At 65.2% G+C, this 17,942-nt stretch carries 18 protein-coding genes; 14 read left to right on the top strand and 4 right to left on the bottom strand.

All coding sequences use genetic code 11. The features are described from left to right. Window positions 1-14: 14 nt before the first annotated feature. Window positions 15-440 carry a peptidoglycan-binding protein LysM gene (lysM, locus tag AADZ90_RS03750; protein WP_367309099.1) on the bottom strand — a complete coding sequence of 142 codons (426 nt, stop codon included), beginning with the start codon at window positions 438-440 and terminating at the stop codon, window positions 15-17. Between the two features lie 107 nt (window positions 441-547). Here lysM and mtgA point away from each other — a divergent pair, with 107 nt between their 5' ends. From mtgA to AADZ90_RS03700, 10 genes are all read left to right on the top strand, one after another. After that, window positions 548-1,318 carry a monofunctional biosynthetic peptidoglycan transglycosylase gene (mtgA, locus tag AADZ90_RS03745; protein ID WP_367309100.1) on the top strand — a complete coding sequence of 257 codons (771 nt, stop codon included), beginning with the start codon at window positions 548-550 and terminating at the stop codon, window positions 1,316-1,318. A 34-nt stretch (window positions 1,319-1,352) separates the two neighbouring features. Continuing rightward, entirely contained in the window at window positions 1,353-2,018 is a 666-nt protein-coding gene (fzlA, locus tag AADZ90_RS03740; RefSeq protein ID WP_367309101.1) for an FtsZ-binding protein FzlA, read from the top strand. A gap of 95 nt (window positions 2,019-2,113) precedes the next feature. After that, a complete protein-coding gene (gene queG, locus AADZ90_RS03735) occupies window positions 2,114-3,163 on the top strand; it encodes a tRNA epoxyqueuosine(34) reductase QueG (protein WP_411996935.1) in 1,050 nt (349 codons plus the stop codon). Window positions 3,164-3,206: 43 nt separating this feature from the next. Beyond that, entirely contained in the window at window positions 3,207-4,790 is a 1,584-nt protein-coding gene (locus AADZ90_RS03730) for a tetratricopeptide repeat protein (RefSeq protein ID WP_367309102.1), read from the top strand. A 71-nt stretch (window positions 4,791-4,861) separates the two neighbouring features. Further along, on the top strand, window positions 4,862-6,073 hold the full coding sequence (locus AADZ90_RS03725) for a PQQ-dependent sugar dehydrogenase (RefSeq protein WP_367309103.1): 1,212 nt from the start codon (window positions 4,862-4,864) through the stop codon (window positions 6,071-6,073). 1 nt (window position 6,074) lies between these two features. After that, window positions 6,075-7,073 carry a phosphatase domain-containing protein gene (locus AADZ90_RS03720; protein WP_367309104.1) on the top strand — a complete coding sequence of 333 codons (999 nt, stop codon included), beginning with the start codon at window positions 6,075-6,077 and terminating at the stop codon, window positions 7,071-7,073. 237 nt (window positions 7,074-7,310) lie between these two features. Next, on the top strand, window positions 7,311-8,519 hold the full coding sequence (locus AADZ90_RS03715) for a S8 family peptidase (RefSeq protein WP_367309105.1): 1,209 nt from the start codon (window positions 7,311-7,313) through the stop codon (window positions 8,517-8,519). A 37-nt stretch (window positions 8,520-8,556) separates the two neighbouring features. After that, the gene (locus AADZ90_RS03710; protein WP_367309106.1) at window positions 8,557-8,799 is read left to right on the top strand and encodes a hypothetical protein; all 243 of its coding nucleotides are present in this window, start codon (window positions 8,557-8,559) and stop codon (window positions 8,797-8,799) included. A 75-nt stretch (window positions 8,800-8,874) separates the two neighbouring features. Continuing rightward, window positions 8,875-9,813 (top strand): DMT family transporter, encoded by a 939-nt coding sequence (locus tag AADZ90_RS03705; RefSeq protein ID WP_367309107.1) that lies wholly within the window; start codon window positions 8,875-8,877, stop codon window positions 9,811-9,813. A 46-nt stretch (window positions 9,814-9,859) separates the two neighbouring features. Then, window positions 9,860-10,042 carry a hypothetical protein gene (locus tag AADZ90_RS03700; RefSeq protein ID WP_367309108.1) on the top strand — a complete coding sequence of 61 codons (183 nt, stop codon included), beginning with the start codon at window positions 9,860-9,862 and terminating at the stop codon, window positions 10,040-10,042. A gap of 58 nt (window positions 10,043-10,100) precedes the next feature. Here the strand turns inward: AADZ90_RS03700 and AADZ90_RS03695 are convergent, their stop codons facing one another. Together AADZ90_RS03695 and AADZ90_RS03690 are read right to left on the bottom strand one after the other, a co-directional pair. After that, window positions 10,101-11,168: an MBL fold metallo-hydrolase gene (locus AADZ90_RS03695; RefSeq protein ID WP_367309109.1), complete on the bottom strand. Its 1,068-nt coding sequence runs from the start codon at window positions 11,166-11,168 to the stop codon at window positions 10,101-10,103. Continuing rightward, window positions 11,165-11,695: an invasion associated locus B family protein gene (locus tag AADZ90_RS03690; protein ID WP_367309110.1), complete on the bottom strand. Its 531-nt coding sequence runs from the start codon at window positions 11,693-11,695 to the stop codon at window positions 11,165-11,167. Before AADZ90_RS03690 ends, AADZ90_RS03695 begins: the two co-directional genes overlap by 4 nt. 175 nt (window positions 11,696-11,870) lie before the next feature. Between AADZ90_RS03690 and AADZ90_RS03685 the strand changes: the two genes are divergently transcribed. Further along, a complete protein-coding gene (locus AADZ90_RS03685; RefSeq protein WP_367309111.1) occupies window positions 11,871-12,860 on the top strand; it encodes an asparaginase in 990 nt (329 codons plus the stop codon). Window positions 12,861-12,999: 139 nt separating this feature from the next. Here the strand turns inward: AADZ90_RS03685 and serB are convergent, their stop codons facing one another. Continuing rightward, window positions 13,000-13,872: a phosphoserine phosphatase SerB gene (gene serB / locus AADZ90_RS03680; RefSeq protein ID WP_367309112.1), complete on the bottom strand. Its 873-nt coding sequence runs from the start codon at window positions 13,870-13,872 to the stop codon at window positions 13,000-13,002. A 231-nt stretch (window positions 13,873-14,103) separates the two neighbouring features. Between serB and AADZ90_RS03675 the strand changes: the two genes are divergently transcribed. From AADZ90_RS03675 to AADZ90_RS03665, 3 genes are all read left to right on the top strand, one after another. Continuing rightward, the gene (locus AADZ90_RS03675) at window positions 14,104-15,255 is read left to right on the top strand and encodes a phosphoserine transaminase (RefSeq protein WP_367309113.1); all 1,152 of its coding nucleotides are present in this window, start codon (window positions 14,104-14,106) and stop codon (window positions 15,253-15,255) included. Between the two features lie 113 nt (window positions 15,256-15,368). Next, the gene (gene serA, locus AADZ90_RS03670; protein ID WP_367309114.1) at window positions 15,369-16,964 is read left to right on the top strand and encodes a phosphoglycerate dehydrogenase; all 1,596 of its coding nucleotides are present in this window, start codon (window positions 15,369-15,371) and stop codon (window positions 16,962-16,964) included. Between the two features lie 72 nt (window positions 16,965-17,036). Beyond that, on the top strand, window positions 17,037-17,828 hold the full coding sequence (locus AADZ90_RS03665; protein ID WP_367309115.1) for a metallophosphoesterase family protein: 792 nt from the start codon (window positions 17,037-17,039) through the stop codon (window positions 17,826-17,828). Window positions 17,829-17,942: the final 114 nt, after the last annotated feature.

The following is a 17,942-nucleotide window of genomic DNA, read 5'->3' as shown; positions in this document are numbered from 1 at the left end:
CGGGCTTTTCTGTATCAGGCCGACCTGGTCTGCGGGATGCGGAGGTTCTGGCCGGGATAGATCTCGTCGGGGTTCTTCAGCATGGGTTTGTTGGCCTCGAAGATCTCGTGATAGCGATTGGGATCGTCAAAATGCTCTTTGGCGATGGCCGACAGCGTTTCACCCGACTTGACGGTGTGGAAGACCGGCTGAGCGTCCGAATCGTCTTCCACCTCGGCGACGCCTTCCACGTTGCCGACGGCAAGGATCACCTTTTCGCGCTGTTCTTCGGTGAGATTGCCGCCCTTGACCTTCACCTTGTCGCCTTCGACCTGAATATCGAGGCCGTCATCGTCGAGGCCGAGATCCTTGATCTCTTTCTTGAGGATCGCGGGGGTCGGTTCGTCATCCCGCCCGAGCAGGTCCTTTCCTGCGGATTTCACGAAGCTCCAGAGGCCCATTGTCTTTCCTTTCAGGTGATAGCGCCCGCGGCGGCATGTCGCGGATATCTGAGCGGTAACGTTCGGGTGGGAATATGTTTCCATTATCTTGACCGGGCAGCGTCCGGATGCTGATTGGGCGCGTGGCGAAAACATCGAGCACATCAAAGGCGAAGGCCAGCCCGCGCAAAGGCGGCAAGACCGCCCCACGCAAGACCCCGCGCCGGTCGTGGCGGGCGCGGCTGCGGCGGCGGATCCTGCAGCTGTGCCTGCTTGTCCTCTTGATCCCGGTGATCCTGATCGCGCTTTTCGCGGTCATACCGCCGCCGACGACGCCCTACATCGTCTCGGAAGGGGTGCGGTTGGGCAGCGTGGAGCGGCGCTGGGTACCGATGGAGGAGATCGCGCCGGTGATGGCGCGATCGGCCGTGGCGGCGGAGGATGCCAATTTCTGTCTGCATTGGGGGCTGGATCTGACGGCCATTCAGGAGGCGCTGGATGAGGGCGGCGCGCGGGGCGCGTCGACGATCAGCCAGCAGACGGTGAAGAACGTCTATCTCTGGCACGGGCGGTCCTGGGCGCGGAAGGCGCTGGAGGCTTTGCTGACGCCCGCGGTCGAGGCGGTGTGGTCGAAGCGGCGGATCCTCGAGGTGTATCTGAACATGGCGGAGTTCGATGAGGGGGTGTTCGGGGTCGAGGCGGCGGCGCAGCACTATTTCGGGGTGTCTGCGGCGCAGTTGAGCGCGGTTCAGGCGGCACGGCTGGCGGCGATCCTGCCGAACCCCAAGGGCCGGTCGGCCGCGCGCCCCTCGGAATTCGTGCGGCGGCGGGCGGCGGGGATCGTCGACGGGGCGGCAACGATACGCGCGGACGGGCGGGCTGCGTGCTTCGAGGATTGAAAGGCGCGCGGGCTTTGGGCATTCAAGGGGCAGAATGAACAGGTTGTACCATTTCCCGCTGTCGCCCTTCTGCCGCAAGGTGCGGCTGACGCTGGCCGAGAAGAAGATCGAGGTCGAGCTGGTCGAGGAGCGCTATTGGGAGGAGTCGCAGGACTTCATGCGGCGCAATCCGGCGGGCAAGGTGCCGGTTCTGCGGATGGGCAGCCGGTTCATGGCCGACAGCGCGGCGATTTGCGAATATCTGGAAGAGACGCAGCCGAGCCCGCCTTTGCTGCCCGGCTCGGCGGAGAAGCGTCACGAGGCACGGCGGCTGGTCGCCTGGTTCGACGACAAGTTCTACCGCGAGGTGACGGTGAAGCTGCTGGGCGAGCGGGTGTTCCGCAAGCTGATGGGCACCGGCTATCCCGACAGCACGCTGGTGAAGGAAGGCGCCAAGGCGATCAAGTTCCACCTCGACTACATGGCGTGGCTTCTGGAGCAGCGGCGGTGGCTGGCCGGGGATTCGATGACCTTGGCGGACTTTGCGGCGGCAGGGCATCTGAGCTGCCTCGATTACATCTCGGACGTGGACTGGGACCGGTCGGAGGCGGTGAAGGACTGGTATGCGAAGGTCAAGTCGCGGCCTGCTTTCCGGTCGATCCTGGCCGATCAGGTGCCGGGGTTTCCGCCGTCGCGGCAATATGCGGATCTGGATTTCTGAGGACAGGACCGGGGGGCCAGCCCCCCGGACCCCCCGGGAGTATTTCGGGCCAGATGAAGGGCGCGCGTTAACCTTAACATCGGGTAGGGTTAAGCGTGGATGATCTGACGGCACGGCTGAAAGTTTTCGCGCGGGAGGCGGGGTTTTCGGCCGTGGGCGTGTGCCGCCCGGAGGCGATCCCGGAAGCGGCCGGGCAGTTGAGTGCGTTTCTCGAGGCGGGACGGCACGGGCAGATGACCTGGATGGAAGAGCGGGCCGCGTGGCGGAGCGATCCGTCGGCGCTTTGGTCTGAGGCGCGGTCGGTCGTGATGCTGGCCGAGAGCTATGGTCCAGAACACGATCCGTTGGCGGTTCTGGAACAGCGGGACCGGGGGGCGATCAGCGTCTATGCGGGCGGGCGGGATTACCATGACGTCGTCAAGAAGCGGCTCAAGCGGGTCGGGCGGTGGTTGCTGGATCAGCGCCCGGGAGAGGCGATCAAGGTCTTCGTCGATACCGCCCCGGTGATGGAGAAGCCGTTGGCGGCGGCGGCGGGGCTTGGGTGGCAGGGCAAGCACACGAACCTCTTGAGCCGGGATCTCGGGAACTGGTTTTTCCTCGGGGCGATCTTCACCACCGTCGCGCTGGAGGTGGACGCGCCAGAGGCCGAGCATTGCGGGTCGTGCCGGGCGTGCCTCGACATCTGCCCGACGGAGGCGTTTCCGGCGCCCTTCCAGCTCGATGCGCGGCTGTGCATCTCCTACCTGACGATCGAGCATAAGGGGCCGGTCGACGAGGTGTTGCGGCCGAAGCTCGGCAACCGGATCTATGGCTGCGACGATTGTCTGGCGGTCTGTCCGTGGAACAAGTTTGCCGAGCGGGCGCGGGACCAGCGGCTGGCGATGCGGGACGATCTGCGGGCGCCGCGGCTGGCAGAGCTTGCCGCGCTGGATGACGGGGGGTTCCGCGCGCTCTTTTCGGGATCGCCGATCAAACGGATCGGGCGGTGCAGGTTCGTGCGGAACGTGTGTTATGCGATCGGCAATTCGGGGCAGGCGGAGCTGCGCCCGGCAGCAGCCGCGCTGGTGGACGACCCGGATCCGGCAGTGGCGGACGCGGCGCGCTGGGCGGTCAGCAGACTGGCGCGATTGGCGGAAACCGGGTAAGCCGCCAAAAAGGCCTTTCCCTCAACAAGATGCGGAGTGTCCCATGACGGATCCACTGACGCGGCTGGCGATCCAGTACGGAACGGACAAGTTCGGATACCACGACTACACGCCGGTTTACTTCCGGTTGCTGAACGAGCGGCGGGAGGCGCCGCTGAAGTTTCTCGAGATCGGTGTCGGGGGATACGGGGATGCGGATCGCGGCGGAGAATCGCTGATGTCCTGGCGGGATTTCTTTCCCAAGGGAGAGATCGTCGGCATCGACATCCAGAAAAAGACGCTTGATCTGGGAGAGCGCGTGACCGTGCTGCAGGGCAGTCAGGTCGATGCGGATTTCCTGTCGGAGACGGTGCGGGAACACGGGCCGTTCGATATCATTCTCGACGATGGCAGCCACCGGAACGAGCATGTCATCGAGAGCTTCAAGATCCTCTGGCCCGATCTGAAGCCTGACGGGATCTATATTGTCGAGGACTTGCAGACGGCGTTCTTTCCGCGCTTTGGCGGATCGCTGGAACTGGATGAGCCAAACAGCGTGGGATACTTTGCCGAGCTGTTCCAGACCTTCGACCTGCCGGATCTCGCAGGCATGGCCCGGTTTCATAACATCGTGGTGCTGTACAAGACCTCTGCCCCGCCGCTGATCCCGGGCCACGGGGAGGTTCAGACGGTTCACGCACCGGCCGCCGAACTGGGAGAGGCTGTTCGGGGTGCAGTCGGCACGGCGCCTGCCGATGGCATCGTTTGCGCGACATCAGCCGATGAAAGCCCCGCGCCCGAGATCTTCAGGACCTGGTTCGTTGATGTCGATCATCGCGAGAAGGCAGTCTTCTTCCCCGAGGCCGAGAGCGCTGCCGAGGCCGAGGGGATCCTCGGCCTGTTTCGTACATCGGAAGGATGGCGAGTGGAGAAGGGGGATAATACCTATCCGTCGAATTTCCGGTTCGAGTCGGATCACCCGCGGGTGATCGAGACGTTCGACGCGATGCGGGAGGTTCTTGCGGATAGCCAGATCGAGGGTGGATTGACGAATTTCGCCGACATGCTGGTGCGCGCAGACCGGCTAGATGAAGCGCGGCCCTACGTGGAGCGTCTGTTGAACGGAGAGGGAACGTCTCGAAAATTCTTCGCCCTGGGTGGACGGGTCTTGAAAGAGGACGAGAAGTGGGCTGAAGCCGCGAGCCTTTTGGAAAGGGCGGTTGAACGGTTTCCAGACGATCTTGGGTTCTGGATCAATTACGCATCTTCTCTTTCAAGAAGTGGCGATGAGTTCAAAGCAGTCGAAGCATTGGAGACTGCGGCAACTCATAATCCCAGAGCCGCCGCCGTGAGGCGATCTCTGGCAAGCGCAATGCTTCGTGTCCAGCGCGTTGACGAGGCCGTCGAACAAGCCGAGTTGGCCGTGAAACTTAATCCCAAGAATGCTGGTTTCAGGTTGTTTCTTGCAAATCTGAAGATGCGAGCGGGAGAAGACGAAGAGGCACTGGGTATAATTCAGGCCGCGATAAGCCTCGATCCGAATGATCCAAAACCACATGTGGCTCTGGTAGGCTGTTTGAGCAAACTTGGCCGCGATGCCGAGGCGGGAGAAGCGCGGCAGAAAGCAGAGGCGCTGTCGCAGATGTGAGGCTTGGCGGCGGAACCTGGGGCAGAGGTGGGGGTTCGCTTTTCAACCCCTCTGGTCCGAAGGAAGCTGCCATGCTGCGCCTTACCTCCATCCTTGCCGTCATTCTGATCCCCTCCTGCGCGCTGACGCAGACCTCTGGTGATCCCGTCACCCAGGGCGATCCGAACGTGCCGGAATTCGAGCCGGCGTTCGAGAACCAGACGCGGGCGCCGGCGATGAGCTCCGGGGAAGAGTTCGAGCAGAGCGTGCTGGCCGGGCCGCTGGAGCATCCCTGGGGGATCGCGGAACTGCCGGATGGCAGCTTTCTGGTGACGGAGCGGCCGGGGCGGATGCGGATGATCGCCGCGGATGGCAGCCTGTCGGAGCCGATTGCAGGGGTGCCGGAGGTGCTGAACCGCGGGCAGGGCGGGTTGCTTGATGTGAATATCAGTCCGGATTTCGCAAGCGACCGGATGGTCTACTGGACCTACGCCAAGCCGCTGGGCGGAGGCATGAGCGTGACGGCGGCGGCCCGCGGGGTGCTGAGCGAGGATGGGACGAGCCTGAGCGGGGTTGAGGATATCTTCGTGCAGGAGCCGCCCTCGCCTACGCCGATGCATTACGGCAGCCGGATCGTCTTCGACGGCGATGGCTTCGCCTTCATCACGACAGGCGAGCATTCGGCGCGGGAGGAGCGGACGCAGGCGCAGGATCTCAATACGACGTATGGAAAGGTGATCCGGGTGCGGCCGGACGGGTCGGTGCCTGACGACAACCCGTTCGTGGGCCAGGATGGCGCGATCGATACGATCTGGGCCTATGGCCTGCGCAATCCGCAGGGGGCTGATATCCATCCCCGGACCGGCGCGCTTTGGACGCTGGAGCACGGGCCGCGCGGCGGGGACGAGTTGAACCAGCCGGAGCCGGGGCGGAACTACGGCTGGCCCGTCATCACCTATGGCGAGGAGTATTCCGGCGCGGCCATCGGCGCATCGCAGACCCAGGCCGAGGGGATGGAGCAGCCGGTCTACTACTGGGATCCGGTGATCGCGCCGGGCGGGTTCATCTTCTACGACGGCGATGCCTTCCCGGAATGGCAGGGCGATGTTCTGGCCGGATCGCTTTATCCCGGCGGGCTGGTGCGGCTTGAGATGGACGGCGACCGCGTCGTGGGCGAGGAGCGGCTGGTGCGCGATATCGGCCGGGTGCGCGATGTGGAGCAGACCTCGGACGGGCGCGTGCTTCTGCTGACGGACGAGCCGAATGGCGAAGTGATCGTGCTGGCGCCGGCCGGGCCGTCCTGAAATGGCAGCCCTGAAGACACGGCTCGCGCCTGCCGCGGCGCGGGTCGAGCGGCTGTTTGACAGGCTGGGTCGGCGGCGGCCCCGCAAAGCCGGGACGATCGACGCCTATATCGGGTACAGCGAACCCGAGGCGCTGGTGGCGCGGGGGCGGGTGCTGGCCTCCGACCGGGACCGCGATCCGCAGGAGGGGCAGCGCTGGTACCGGAACCTTGCGCAGATGATCTCTCTCTTCCTGACCGACGAGGTGGCGGATGTGGAGGTCCGCGCCGAGGGCATGTCGACGCGGACGGATGAGGAAGGGTATTTTACGCTGCGCCTGCCCCGGCCCGAGGGCGCGCAGGGATGGGTCACGGTGACGGTCGACGCCCCTGTCGCGGCGGAGCTGCCCGTTCTGGTCAGCAACCCGGCGGCGGATTACGGCGTGATCTCGGATATCGACGATACGATGATGAAGACGGGCGCCTATTCGATCTGGCGGAATCTCTGGACGTCGATGACGGGCAATGCGCTGACGCGGCACGTCTTTCCCGATGCGGTAGACCTGATGGAGCGCCTGCAGGACGGGGTGAACCCGGTTTTCTATGTCAGCTCCTCGCCCTGGAACCTGCATGGGTTTCTGGAAGAGGTCTTCGCTCGGAACGAGCTGCTACGCGGGCCGAAGTTTCTGCGCGATCTGGGGATCAGCGAAACGCAGTTCGTGACCGGCACGCATGGGGATCACAAGGGTGCGGCGATCGACCGGATCATGGGGGCCAATCCGGGACTGGGTTTCGTGCTGGTCGGCGATACCGGGCAGCACGACGCGGAGGTCTATCTTGCGGCGGCGGAGCGGCATGAGGGCCGGGTGCGGCGCGTGATCCTGCGGGCGCCGGGCAGGGGCGCGGATGCCAAGGACATGGATTTCGTGCGCAAGATCGAGGCGCTGGGCATTCCCGTTCATGTGGATGCCGATTATCGCAAGGTCATCGCGGTGCTGGAGGACCAGCGCGCCGTCGCGTAGCGAAAGGGCATGACCGGTCCCGGACCTTGTTTCAGCACAGGGCTTGAGGGGTCACGTGGCTCACGACGGATCCGGTCCGTTCCGTCGTTCTCTTCCAGCCTGTCGGCGGCAATCTTCGCAGGCGGCATGGTGCAATCGGCCGGAGGAAGCGCAAGCGCCGAAGATGGATGATCGACCGGTTGTGCCGGGGCGCAGACGGTCCCAGCTCTGCCGGACGATCAAAAAGGAGATACGTCCATGTCCCGAACATCGGTTCGTCTGCTGCGCCCCCGTCCGACCGGCGGCAGCGTCGTTTTTTTCAAACCCGGTCTGGATCAGGCCACGCGCGAACGGGTTCTGGCCAATCTGGCCGGTTCCGAAATCCGATCCTTCGCCGCGACCGGCGCCCTGCCTTCGGAAACCCGCGACCTTGCCGGGATGCTGCTGGAGAAGACCCGCATCGGCTTTCTGAGCGAGCGCTTTGAAACGGACGAGGCCGAAACCCTGCGCGCCCGCCTGAGAGAGGACGACCACGTTCTGTCGGTCCGGCCGGAATACTACTATCGTGCGCTGGAGAGCTTCGACGACGATGACGACAGGACGTGGGGCATCGATGCCGTGGGCGCCTGGACCAGCCCGCTGACGGGCGCGGGCATCAAGGTGGCCATCCTCGATACCGGGCTCGATCTGAACCATCCCGACTTTGCCGGGCGCACCATCGTGGCGGAGAGCTTCGTGTCGGGCGAGGACGTACAGGACGGGCAGGGACATGGGACCCATTGTGCCGGCACGGCGGCGGGCAGCGTCGTGTCTGAGGACGGGATGCGGTACGGCGTGGCGACGGGTGCCGACATCTATGTCGGAAAGGTGCTGAACAATCGCGGGTCCGGCCGCGAACGCGACATCCTGACCGGCATGGCCTGGGCCATCGACCAGGGCTGCGAGGTCATCTCGATGTCGCTGGGCGCTGCCGTGCAGGAAGGCGAGACCTACGCCCCGGAATACGAGGATCTGGCCCGGCAGGCGCTGGAAGAGGGATCGCTGATCGTGGCCGCCGCCGGCAATGAAAGCACACGGACCACCGGCTATGTCGCGCCGGTCGGTAGCCCGGCGAACTGCCCGTCGATCATGGCGGTTGCCGCTGTCGACCAGACGCTGAATGTGGCGGAGTTTTCCAGCGGCGGGATAAATCCTGACGGGGGCGAGGTGAATATCGCGGGCCCCGGTGTCGGCGTCCTTTCTGCCGCCCCCGAACCGGAGCTTTACGCCACCTATTCGGGCACCAGCATGGCCTGCCCGCATGTGGCAGGGATCGCGGCCCTCATGGCGGGGGATGATACCAGGCTGCGCGGTCAGGCCCTGTGGGACAGATTGGTGAGCACCGCCCGGAGCCTTGACGGATCCCCGCAGGATGTAGGCGCCGGTCTGGTGCAGGCCCCGGGGCAGGCGGGATCTGGTATGGTCTAGGCCGCGTACCTACGTTGCTGTTGGAAGGAAGGATGCGATGCCCCGTATCGATGTGAAAGTGTTCGCGGATATCAAGGGCGGTGCCGATCTTGAGGACGTCACCGCCCGCGCGGCCGCAGAGGGGCTGAAGGTGGAGCAGGTGATTTCCCGGATCGGCGCCATCTTCGGGTCGTGCGATGAGGCCCGGATAGAACGCCTGCGCGCCCTGGACGGGGTCAGCCGAGTGGCCCCCGAAGGTCAGGTTCAGTTGCCGCCCCGCTCCCCCGACATTCCGCAATAGGGCTTTCGACAGGACGATTACCCTTTGGTCATCCAGGCACTGGAACAGCGCCGCGGGGTCGCGTAGCGAAGGAACATGACCAGCACCGTCCAGCCCGCCACCCCATCGCTTTACCGCGGCGTTTTTCTGATGATCGCGGCGGTGACGGTGTTCACCGTGATGTCGGCCTTCATCAAGGCGGCGGAACGGATTCCGCCCGGCGAGGCGGTGTTCTTCCGGTCGGTCTTTGCGATGCCGGTGATCTTCGTCTGGCTCTGGATGCAGGGGGACCTGAAGGACGGGATCAGGACGGCCGATTGGCGGCCCCATGCGGTGCGCGGAATCGCCGGGACTTGCGCGATGGGGCTGGGCTTTGCCGGGTTGAAATACCTGCCCTTGCCGGAGGTCACGGCGTTGCGCTTCGTGACACCTGTTCTGCTGTTGATCTTCGCCGCGATCTTTCTGGGAGAGCGGTTCCGGAAGGTGCGCCTGTTCGCGGTGCTGCTGGGGCTGGCGGGCGTCGTCATCATGACGGCGCCGCGGTTCAGCGCAGGCGGCACGGGGGCGGAGTTGTTCGGGGTGTGCGTCACGCTCGCCTCTGCCGGGATGGCCGCGCTGGCGCAGACCTTCGTCAAGGCGATGGCGGGGAAGGAGAAGACGGCGGCGATCGTCTTCTATTTCTCGCTGACGGCGGCGGGGCTGTCGTTGCTGACATTGCCTTTCGGCTGGGTGCTGCCGATGGGGTGGGAGTGGCTGTTCCTGATCGGTGCAGGCCTGATCGGTGGCTGCGGGCAGATCCTGCTGACGTCGAGCTACCGGTTCGCCGATGCGGGCGTTCTGGCGCCGTTTACTTACGTTTCCATGCTGTGGGCGCTGCTGATCGGGTACTTCGTGTTCCTGGAAGTGCCGACTTTGCCGATGATCCTGGGCTCGCTTCTGATCATCGTGGCCGGCGTGGTGATCGTCTGGCGGGAGCGCGCGTTGGGTCTGCGCGGGACAGCCGAAGGAAAGGTGCAGGCAAAAGGCCACATGTGACGGCCGAATCGGCTATAGTGCCCGGGCGACACGGGAGGAACGTCAGATGTCGAAGCACGTCATTGACCAGACCCCTGCGCCGAAATCCGAGGCCCAGGCGGTACATTTCCTGAAACAGGAGCGGCGGGCGCGGCCCCATCCGGTATGGAAAGAGCTGCGCCGAAAGGTCAGCGGTCGCGGGATGCGGCGGGTGCGGGAATTCCTGCGGATCGACCGTCGGGACGGCTAGCGCCGGGCGCACTCATCGCTCGGCCCGAAGGCCGCGCTCTTCGTTTTCATCCGGCGGTTTACGGTCGTGAGGTTCGGGCGTGCCAAAGCCATGCGCCGCTCTCCGACAGTTCACGCGTGACACGGCCCGTGGCGAGGAGGTGGTTCAGATGGGCAACAGCCTCGGCCAGGGCGAGGCCGTATTCCGCCGGTTTGATGTCGCGCTTGAAGAGAGTCGGAAAGCACTCCGCCGCCGTGTGGGGCGTTTCCAGAAGGAGCGCCAGCCGGTCGAGCGCGTGTTCGTGGTTGTCGATCAGCTGCCGCAGGCGCGCGGGCAGGCCGGTGAAGGGCAGCTTGTGGCCCGGCAGAACCAGATGATCCTCCCGCGCGAGCCCGGCGAAACGGTGGCAGGAAGCCAGCCATTCCGCCAGCGGATCGGCCTCGGGTTCGGTCGGGTGGACGCCGATATTGGGCGAGATCGACGGCAGCAGCTGATCGCCTCCAAGGATCAGATGATCGCTTTCGGAGACCAGGACGGCATGGTCCGGCGCGTGGCCATGGCCGATCTCAACCCGCCAGGTGCGGCCTGCCGCCTGTAACGCGTCGCCCTGCTGCAGACGCCGGAACCCCGGCGGCATCGGGGCCACCGCATCGGCGAAGTTGAAGGGGCGTGCTTCCGCCCGCTCTGCGATCAGCGCCTCGGGCATCCCAGCGCGGCGATAGAAGGTGATCGCCTCTTCCGTCGGGCGCTCCTGCACGTCGAGCGTCAGCATCCGGGCATAGATCCAGGCCGTTCGCGTCGTCCACAGCTCGGCCCCCGCCTCCTGAAACCAGCCGGCAAGGCCGATATGATCGGGGTGGTGATGGGTGACGATCAGCCGGGTAACGGGCCGTCCGCCCAGCGGGCCGGACAGAAGGCCCGCCCAGATCTCCCGCATCTTGGCAGAGGCGAACCCGGTATCGATCAGCGTCCAGCCGTCGCCATCGTCCAGCGCGAAGATGTTGACGTGATCGAGCGCCATCGGCAGCGGCAGGCGCATCCAGAGGATGCCGTCTGCCACCTCGATGGCCTCGCCCGGCCCCGGCGGGGCCTCCCACGGATAGACGATCTTTCCCGGTGTCGGGGCGGGGTCGGCGACCGCGCTCACCCCTGGCAGCGGGCGGTCGCGTCGTCCACGGCGGCGGTGAAGCCCAGAAGCGAGAAATCGTCGACCGTCGTGTTGCCGCGGCCCGATCGGCCGGTCAGAACAGCGGATGCCCCGCGCTTGAGCTCTGCCACGATGCGGGCATCCTCCTCAGGGGTCGGCGGCCAGGCCCATTCACCATCGGTGAAGAGCTCAAAGCTGTTCCCGCCAATCTCGAGCGAAACGGTCGAGCCGCCCGCGAAGGGGTAACCGCCGGTGAAGGCGACCTGCTGCGACACGCTTTCCCCCGGCCGGTTGAAGACCATCAGGAGGATGTCACCCCGGCGGCCCTGCGTCAGCTGGCCCTGAGGGTTCATGATCTTGCTTTCTTTCGGCGCCGATACGGCCCAGCATTCCCGTGGGTCGGTTTCTTCGTAAACGCTCCAGTCGGTATTCGCCGCGACCCGGTTTTCCGAAACATTCGCGTCGTCCTGTGCGGCAAGTGGCCCTGCTGCAAGTGCCAGAGCCAGTCCGAGGGGTGCTAATCGCATGGTCTTCAATCTCCCGCTGCCCAAATCCATCAGGCTCCGCCCACCTTTCCGGGTGTCTCATGCACTGGCGGAGCGCCGTTCTTCCGGATAGGCACGTCCTAGCAGGATTTGACGGCTGGCGAAAAGACCCGTCACACTGAAATGATGCGCAAAATGCTGCGCAAGGGAGGTCCGGATGGCGGAACCGGTGCGGATGGTCGAGGTTACGCGGGGCGGCCGGGTGGAAAGCGTGCATCTGGGCCACGCGGTGATCTGCCGGGCGGATGGGCGTATCGTCGAGGGCTGGGGCGATCCGGCGACGGTGATCTATCCCCGATCGAGCTGCAAGATGGTGCAGGCGCTGCCGATGGTCGAGGCGGGCGTGGCCAGTCTGACCGATCAGCGGCTGGCGCTCGCCTGTGCGTCCCATCAGGGGGCGGCGATCCATACCGGGCCGGTGGCGGACTGGCTGGCAGAGATCGGCGCGGACGAGGCGGCGCTGCGCTGCGGCGCGCATCGCCCGAAGGATCGCAAAACGCGCGACGCGCTGATCCGCGCCGGACGCGAGCCCGATCAGACGCATAACAATTGCTCGGGCAAGCATGCGGGCTTCGTCGCCTTTGCCCGGCACCTCGGGGCGGGGCCGGACTATATCGATATCGACCACCCGGTGCAGCGGCAGGTTCGCGAGGCGTTCGAGGATGTGACGGGCGAAGAAAGCCCCGGCTACGGGATCGACGGCTGTTCCGCGCCCAACTTCGCGACGACGATGCGGGGGCTGGCCCGCGGCATGGCGCAATTCGCCGACGCGGGGAACCGAAGCGGTGCGCGGGCCGAGGCCCAGACCCGCCTCGTCGAGGCGATGATGGCCTATCCGGAGCTTGTGGCCGGTAAGGGCCGCGCCTGCACCCGCCTGATGCGGGCGGCCAAGGGCAAGGCGGCCGTCAAGACGGGGGCCGAGGGGGTCTTTGTCGGGATCATCCCGGATCAGGGTCTGGGGATCGCCGTCAAGGCGGCCGACGGCGCCACCCGCGCGGCCGAGGCGGTGATCGCGGCATTGTTGGTGCGGCTCGGCGTGCTCGATGCGCAGGATCCGGCAGCGCTGGCCTACTTGGATGCACCGGTGACGAACTGGCGCGGGATCGAGGTGGGGCGGATCAAGTCGGTGGGCGAGCTGACTGGGTGACGTCCTGCATATAGCGCCGGCGACCACTGGTCTTTTGAGCGACCTCGCTCAAAATGCTCCGCCCGGCGGCGACGCCGGGCAGCGCCCGACCCGACGAGGCGGGCGCTACCCTCTTCGCTAGGTTCAAATCGTGGAGCGCCTACACCACCACAAACTCATCCCGCGCATATCCCTGCAGGAACAGAAGCGCCGTCAGATCACCGTGATCCACCCGTAGACCTGCCTGAGCGGCGACCGACGGCTTTGCGTGCAGCGCCACGCCCATTCCCGCCTTGCCCAGCATGCCGAGGTCATTCGCCCCGTCGCCCACGGCCAGCGTTTCCGCGTGGGACAGGCCCAGACGCGCCACCAGCTCGTCCAGCGCGGCCACCTTGGCCTCGCGCCCCAGAATCGGCTCTGCGACCTGTCCCGTCAGCTTGCCGTTCTCGCTCAGCAGAACATTGGCGCGGGCCTCGTGAAAGCCGATGCGCTGAGCCAGTGGCTCTGCAAACGCCGTGAAGCCGCCCGAGACCAGCATCGCATGGGCCCCGGCCGCGCGCATCGTCGCCAGAAGCACCCGGCCGCCCGGCATCTCTTCGATCCGTTGCGCCAGGACCCGGTCGATCACGCCCGTTTCGAGACCCTCCAGAAGACCTACCCGCTCGCGCAAGGCGCCCTCAAAATCGAGCTCTCCGTTCATCGCCCGCGCCGTGATCTCGCGCACACGGTCGCCGACGCCTGCGACCTCTGCCAGTTCGTCGATGCATTCCTGCCGGATCATCGTCGAATCCATATCCGCGAGGAGGAGCTTCTTGCGCCGTCCCCCCGCCGGGAGGACATTCAGATCGACGCCCAGCGCCGACAGCTCTGCCCGGATGTCGTCCTGGTGGCCCGGCACGGTCTCGACGGGAAACTCCGCCGCTTCGCCTTCCGACAGCCAGACGGCGTCACCGCCGCCCCACGCATTGCGCAGGCTCTCCGCCGTCTCGCGGGACAAGGCGCCAGGCGCGGCAATGAGGTTGACGATGGGCATGTGCGTCTCCCGGATCCATTCTTGCGCCTTGAAACAAGCGGAGCGCTTCAGCGCAAGATCCGTCCCGGAAGCGTGCCGAGGTTTCCTATCGTAGTCGCCGCGCCGCCGGAATCGGCCTTCACACCCGCAGTGGTACGAAAAACCGTCTTGTCCGGCGGCGCCGAACCCTCTAGCTCCGGCGGTGGGACACCCTTCCCCAACGAAGGGCGCATATCTGGAAGGATACCAGTCATGGTGATGCAACCGACCGCGCGGCCGGATAATCCGCGTTTTTCGTCTGGCCCCTGCGCCAAACCCCCAACATTCACGCTAGAGAGCCTGTCCGACGCCGCCCTCGGCCGGTCGCACCGGGCCGCCATCGGCAAGGCCAAGCTGAAAGAGGCGATCGAGACCACACGCGAGATCCTGGGCGTGCCCGCCGCGTACCGGATCGGGATCGTTCCGGCCTCGGACACCGGCGCCTATGAGATGGCGATGTGGACGATGCTGGGCGCGCGTCCGGTCGAGATGCTGGCCTGGGAGAGCTTTGGCGCGGGCTGGGTCACCGATGCCGTCAAGCAGCTCAAGCTCGATGGCGAGACCCGGACCGCCGAGTATGGCGAGATCGTTGATCTGACGGCGGTCGACTGGAACAAGGACGTCTGTTTCACCTGGAACGGCACGACCTCGGGCGTTCGCGTGCCCTCGGGCGACGTGATCCCGGCGGATCGCGAAGGGCTGACGCTCTGCGACGCGACCTCGGCTGCCTTCGCGCAGGACCTGCCGTGGGACAAGCTCGATGTGACGACCTTCTCCTGGCAGAAGGTGATGGGCGGTGAGGCCGCGCATGGAATGCTGATCCTCAGCCCCCGCGCAGTGGAGCGGCTGGAAAGCTATACACCGCCCTGGCCGCTGCCCAAGATCTTCCGCCTGACCAAGGGCGGCAAGCTGATCGAGGGCATCTTCGAAGGTGCGACGATCAACACGCCCTCGATGCTCTGCGTCGAGGACTACCTGCAGGCGTTGGGTTGGGCCAAGTCCATCGGCGGACTGCCAGAGCTGACCGCGCGGGCCGACCGCAATGCGCAGGCGATCTGGGAGTTTTGCGACAGCCGGGACTGGATTGCGAATCTCGCCGCCGATCCCGCGACGCGGTCGAATACGAGCGTGTGCCTCAAATTCACCGACCCGCGGATCACTGATGGCGCCACCTTCGCCAAGGCCATTGCCAAACGGCTCGAGGCGGAGGGTGTAGCCTATGATATCGGCGCCTATCGCGATGCCCCGCCGGGCCTTCGGATCTGGTGCGGCGCGACGGTCGAAACCGCCGATATCGAAGCGCTTCTGCCCTGGATTGACTGGGCCTTCGAGACCGAAATCACCGCCCAGGCGCAAGCCGCCTGACACCCGTTTCAACCAGATCCAAAGGGGCAAAATCTTCTAGAAGATTTTGCAAAGTCAGAATTTTCTAGAAAATTCTGCCCCCACGGATCCGTCCCGAACAAAGGATACCGCTTATGGCCCCCAAGGTTCTCGTCTCCGACAAGCTGTCGGAAACCGCCGTCCAGATCTTCCGCGACCGCGGGATCGATGTCGATTTCAGGCCCGATCTGGGTAAGGACAAGGAAAAGCTCGCCGAAATCATTGGCGACTATGACGGCCTCGCCATCCGCTCGGCCACCAAGGTGACGGCCAACCTGATCGAGAAGGCGAAGAACCTCAAGGTGATCGGCCGCGCCGGGATCGGGGTCGACAATGTCGACCGCGAGGCGGCCTCGAAGGCGGGCGTCATCGTCATGAACACCCCCTTCGGCAACATGATCACAACCGCCGAACACGCAATCTCGATGATGATGGCTGTGGCCCGCCAGATCCCCGAGGCCAACGCCTCAACCCATGCGGGCAAGTGGGAGAAGTCGCGCTTCATGGGCGTGGAACTGACCAGCAAGACGCTGGGCGTCGTCGGCGCGGGCAATATCGGCTCGATCGTCTGCGACCGGGCGAAGGGCCTGAAGATGAAGGTCATCGCCTATGACCCGTTCCTGAGCCAGGAGAAGGCCGACAAGATGGGCGTCGAGAAGGTAGATCTCGACGATCTGCTGGTGCGGGCCGATTTCATCACGCTCCACGTACCGCTGACCGACCAGACGAGGAACATCCTCAGCCGCGAGAATATCGCCAAGCTCAAAAAGGGCGTGCGGATCGTCAACTGCGCCCGCGGCGGGCTGGTCGACGAAGAGGCGCTGGCAGAGGCTCTCAAATCCGGCCATGTCGCCGGCGCCGCCTTCGACGTCTTCGCTGTCGAACCGGCGACCGCTTCCCCACTCTTCAATCTGCCCAACGTCGTCGTGACCCCGCATCTGGGTGCAGCGACCACCGAAGCGCAGGAGAACGTGGCGCTTCAGGTGGCCGAGCAGATGTCGGATTACCTGCTGACCGGAGCGGTGACCAATGCGCTCAACATGCCGTCCGTCACGGCGGAAGAGGCCAAGGTGATGGGTCCGTGGCTGAAGCTCGCGCAGCACCTCGGCAACTTCACCGGCCAGATGACCGACGAGCCGATCGAGGCGATCAACATCCTCTATGACGGCGAGGCGTCGACGATGAACCTCGAGGCGCTGACCTGCGCGGTGATCGCGGGCATCATGAAGCGGGTGAACCCGGACGTGAACATGGTTTCGGCGCCTGTGATCGCCAAGGAGCGGGGGATCGCGATTTCGACGACAACGCAGGACCAGTCCGGCGCGTTCGAGGGCTACATCAAGATCACCGTCGTGACAGCGGAGCGGGAGCGGAGCGTCGGCGGAACGGTCTTCTCGGACGGCAAACCGCGCTTCATCCAGATCAAGGGGATCAACATCGACGCCGAGATCGGGGAGCACATGGTCTACACCACGAACAACGACGAACCCGGCATCATCGGCGCACTGGGCAACACGATGGGGGAGAACGGCGTGAACATCGCGAACTTCACCCTGGGCCGGTCGGAACGGGGTGGTGAGGCGATCGCGCTCCTCTATGTCGACGATCCCGTACCCGCCGCGGTGATGGACAAGCTGGCCGAGACCAAGCTCTTCCGCCAGATCAAGCCGCTCTCCTTCGATGTGGCGTAACCGGCCCCTCATCCGCTCTCACGAGCGTCTTCGGTTCCATCAGCGAAGAGGTCCGTCAGGTCCGATGAGCGCATGATCTACGCGGTCGGCGACATCCATGGCTATGCCGATCAACTCGACCGCGCGCTTGCGCTGATCGAGGCGGATGGCGGCCCGGACGCAGAGATCGTCTTCCTCGGCGACTTTGTCGACCGCGGCCCCGACAGCAAGGGCGTGCTTGACCGCCTCGTGCGCGGGCAGGCCGAGAGCCGGAACTGGAGGTTCGTCCTCGGCAACCACGACCGCATGTTCCTGCGCTTCGTCACCGAGGGGCAGCAGCACGACGATCGCATTAAATCCGGCCTCAGCTGGATGAACCCGCGTCTTGGCGGGACGACCACGCTGCGCTCCTACGGTGTCGGCGGCCCTGACAGCCCGGCTTTCCAGCCGCCGCGCGGCAAGGTGGTGGAAACCCTCGTGTCTTGGTGGACCAATCAGGGCAATCTGTCGGATCAGGAGGTCATCATCGCCGCGCGGGAGGCTGTGCCCGATGCCCATCTCAACTTCCTCGCCACTCTGCCCCTCTGGCACGAAACCGACGACCTCCTCTTCGTCCATGCCGGCATCCGTCCGGGTATCCCGCTGGAGGAACAGGAGGAAGACGACCTGATCTGGATCCGCGACGGCTGGCTGGAGGACGACCGCGACCACGGCAAGCTCGTCGTCCACGGCCACACAGCGCTCGACACGCCCGAGCATCATGGTAACCGCGTGAACCTCGACGGCGGTGCGGGTTACGGCAATCGGCTGGTGCCAGCGGCGTTCGACGCCGGCGAGGTCTTCACCCTGTGGCCCGAGGGTCGGCGTCCGCTTGTACCGGCGTGATCCGCAATAAAGATCGTCATCCTCGGACCCTACCCGAAGATCCACCGATTAAAGAGATCCCCGGTTTCAACGGGATGACGTTTTTTGACCCTCTCGCGACACACCGCCCAAACC

It is taken from the genome of Aestuariibius violaceus (assembly GCF_040779325.2).
GTDB classification, from domain to species: Bacteria; Pseudomonadota; Alphaproteobacteria; order Rhodobacterales; family Rhodobacteraceae; genus Aestuariibius; species Aestuariibius violaceus.
Note: the sequence above shows the minus strand (reverse complement) of the source record. Positions and strands in the feature narration are given on the sequence as shown.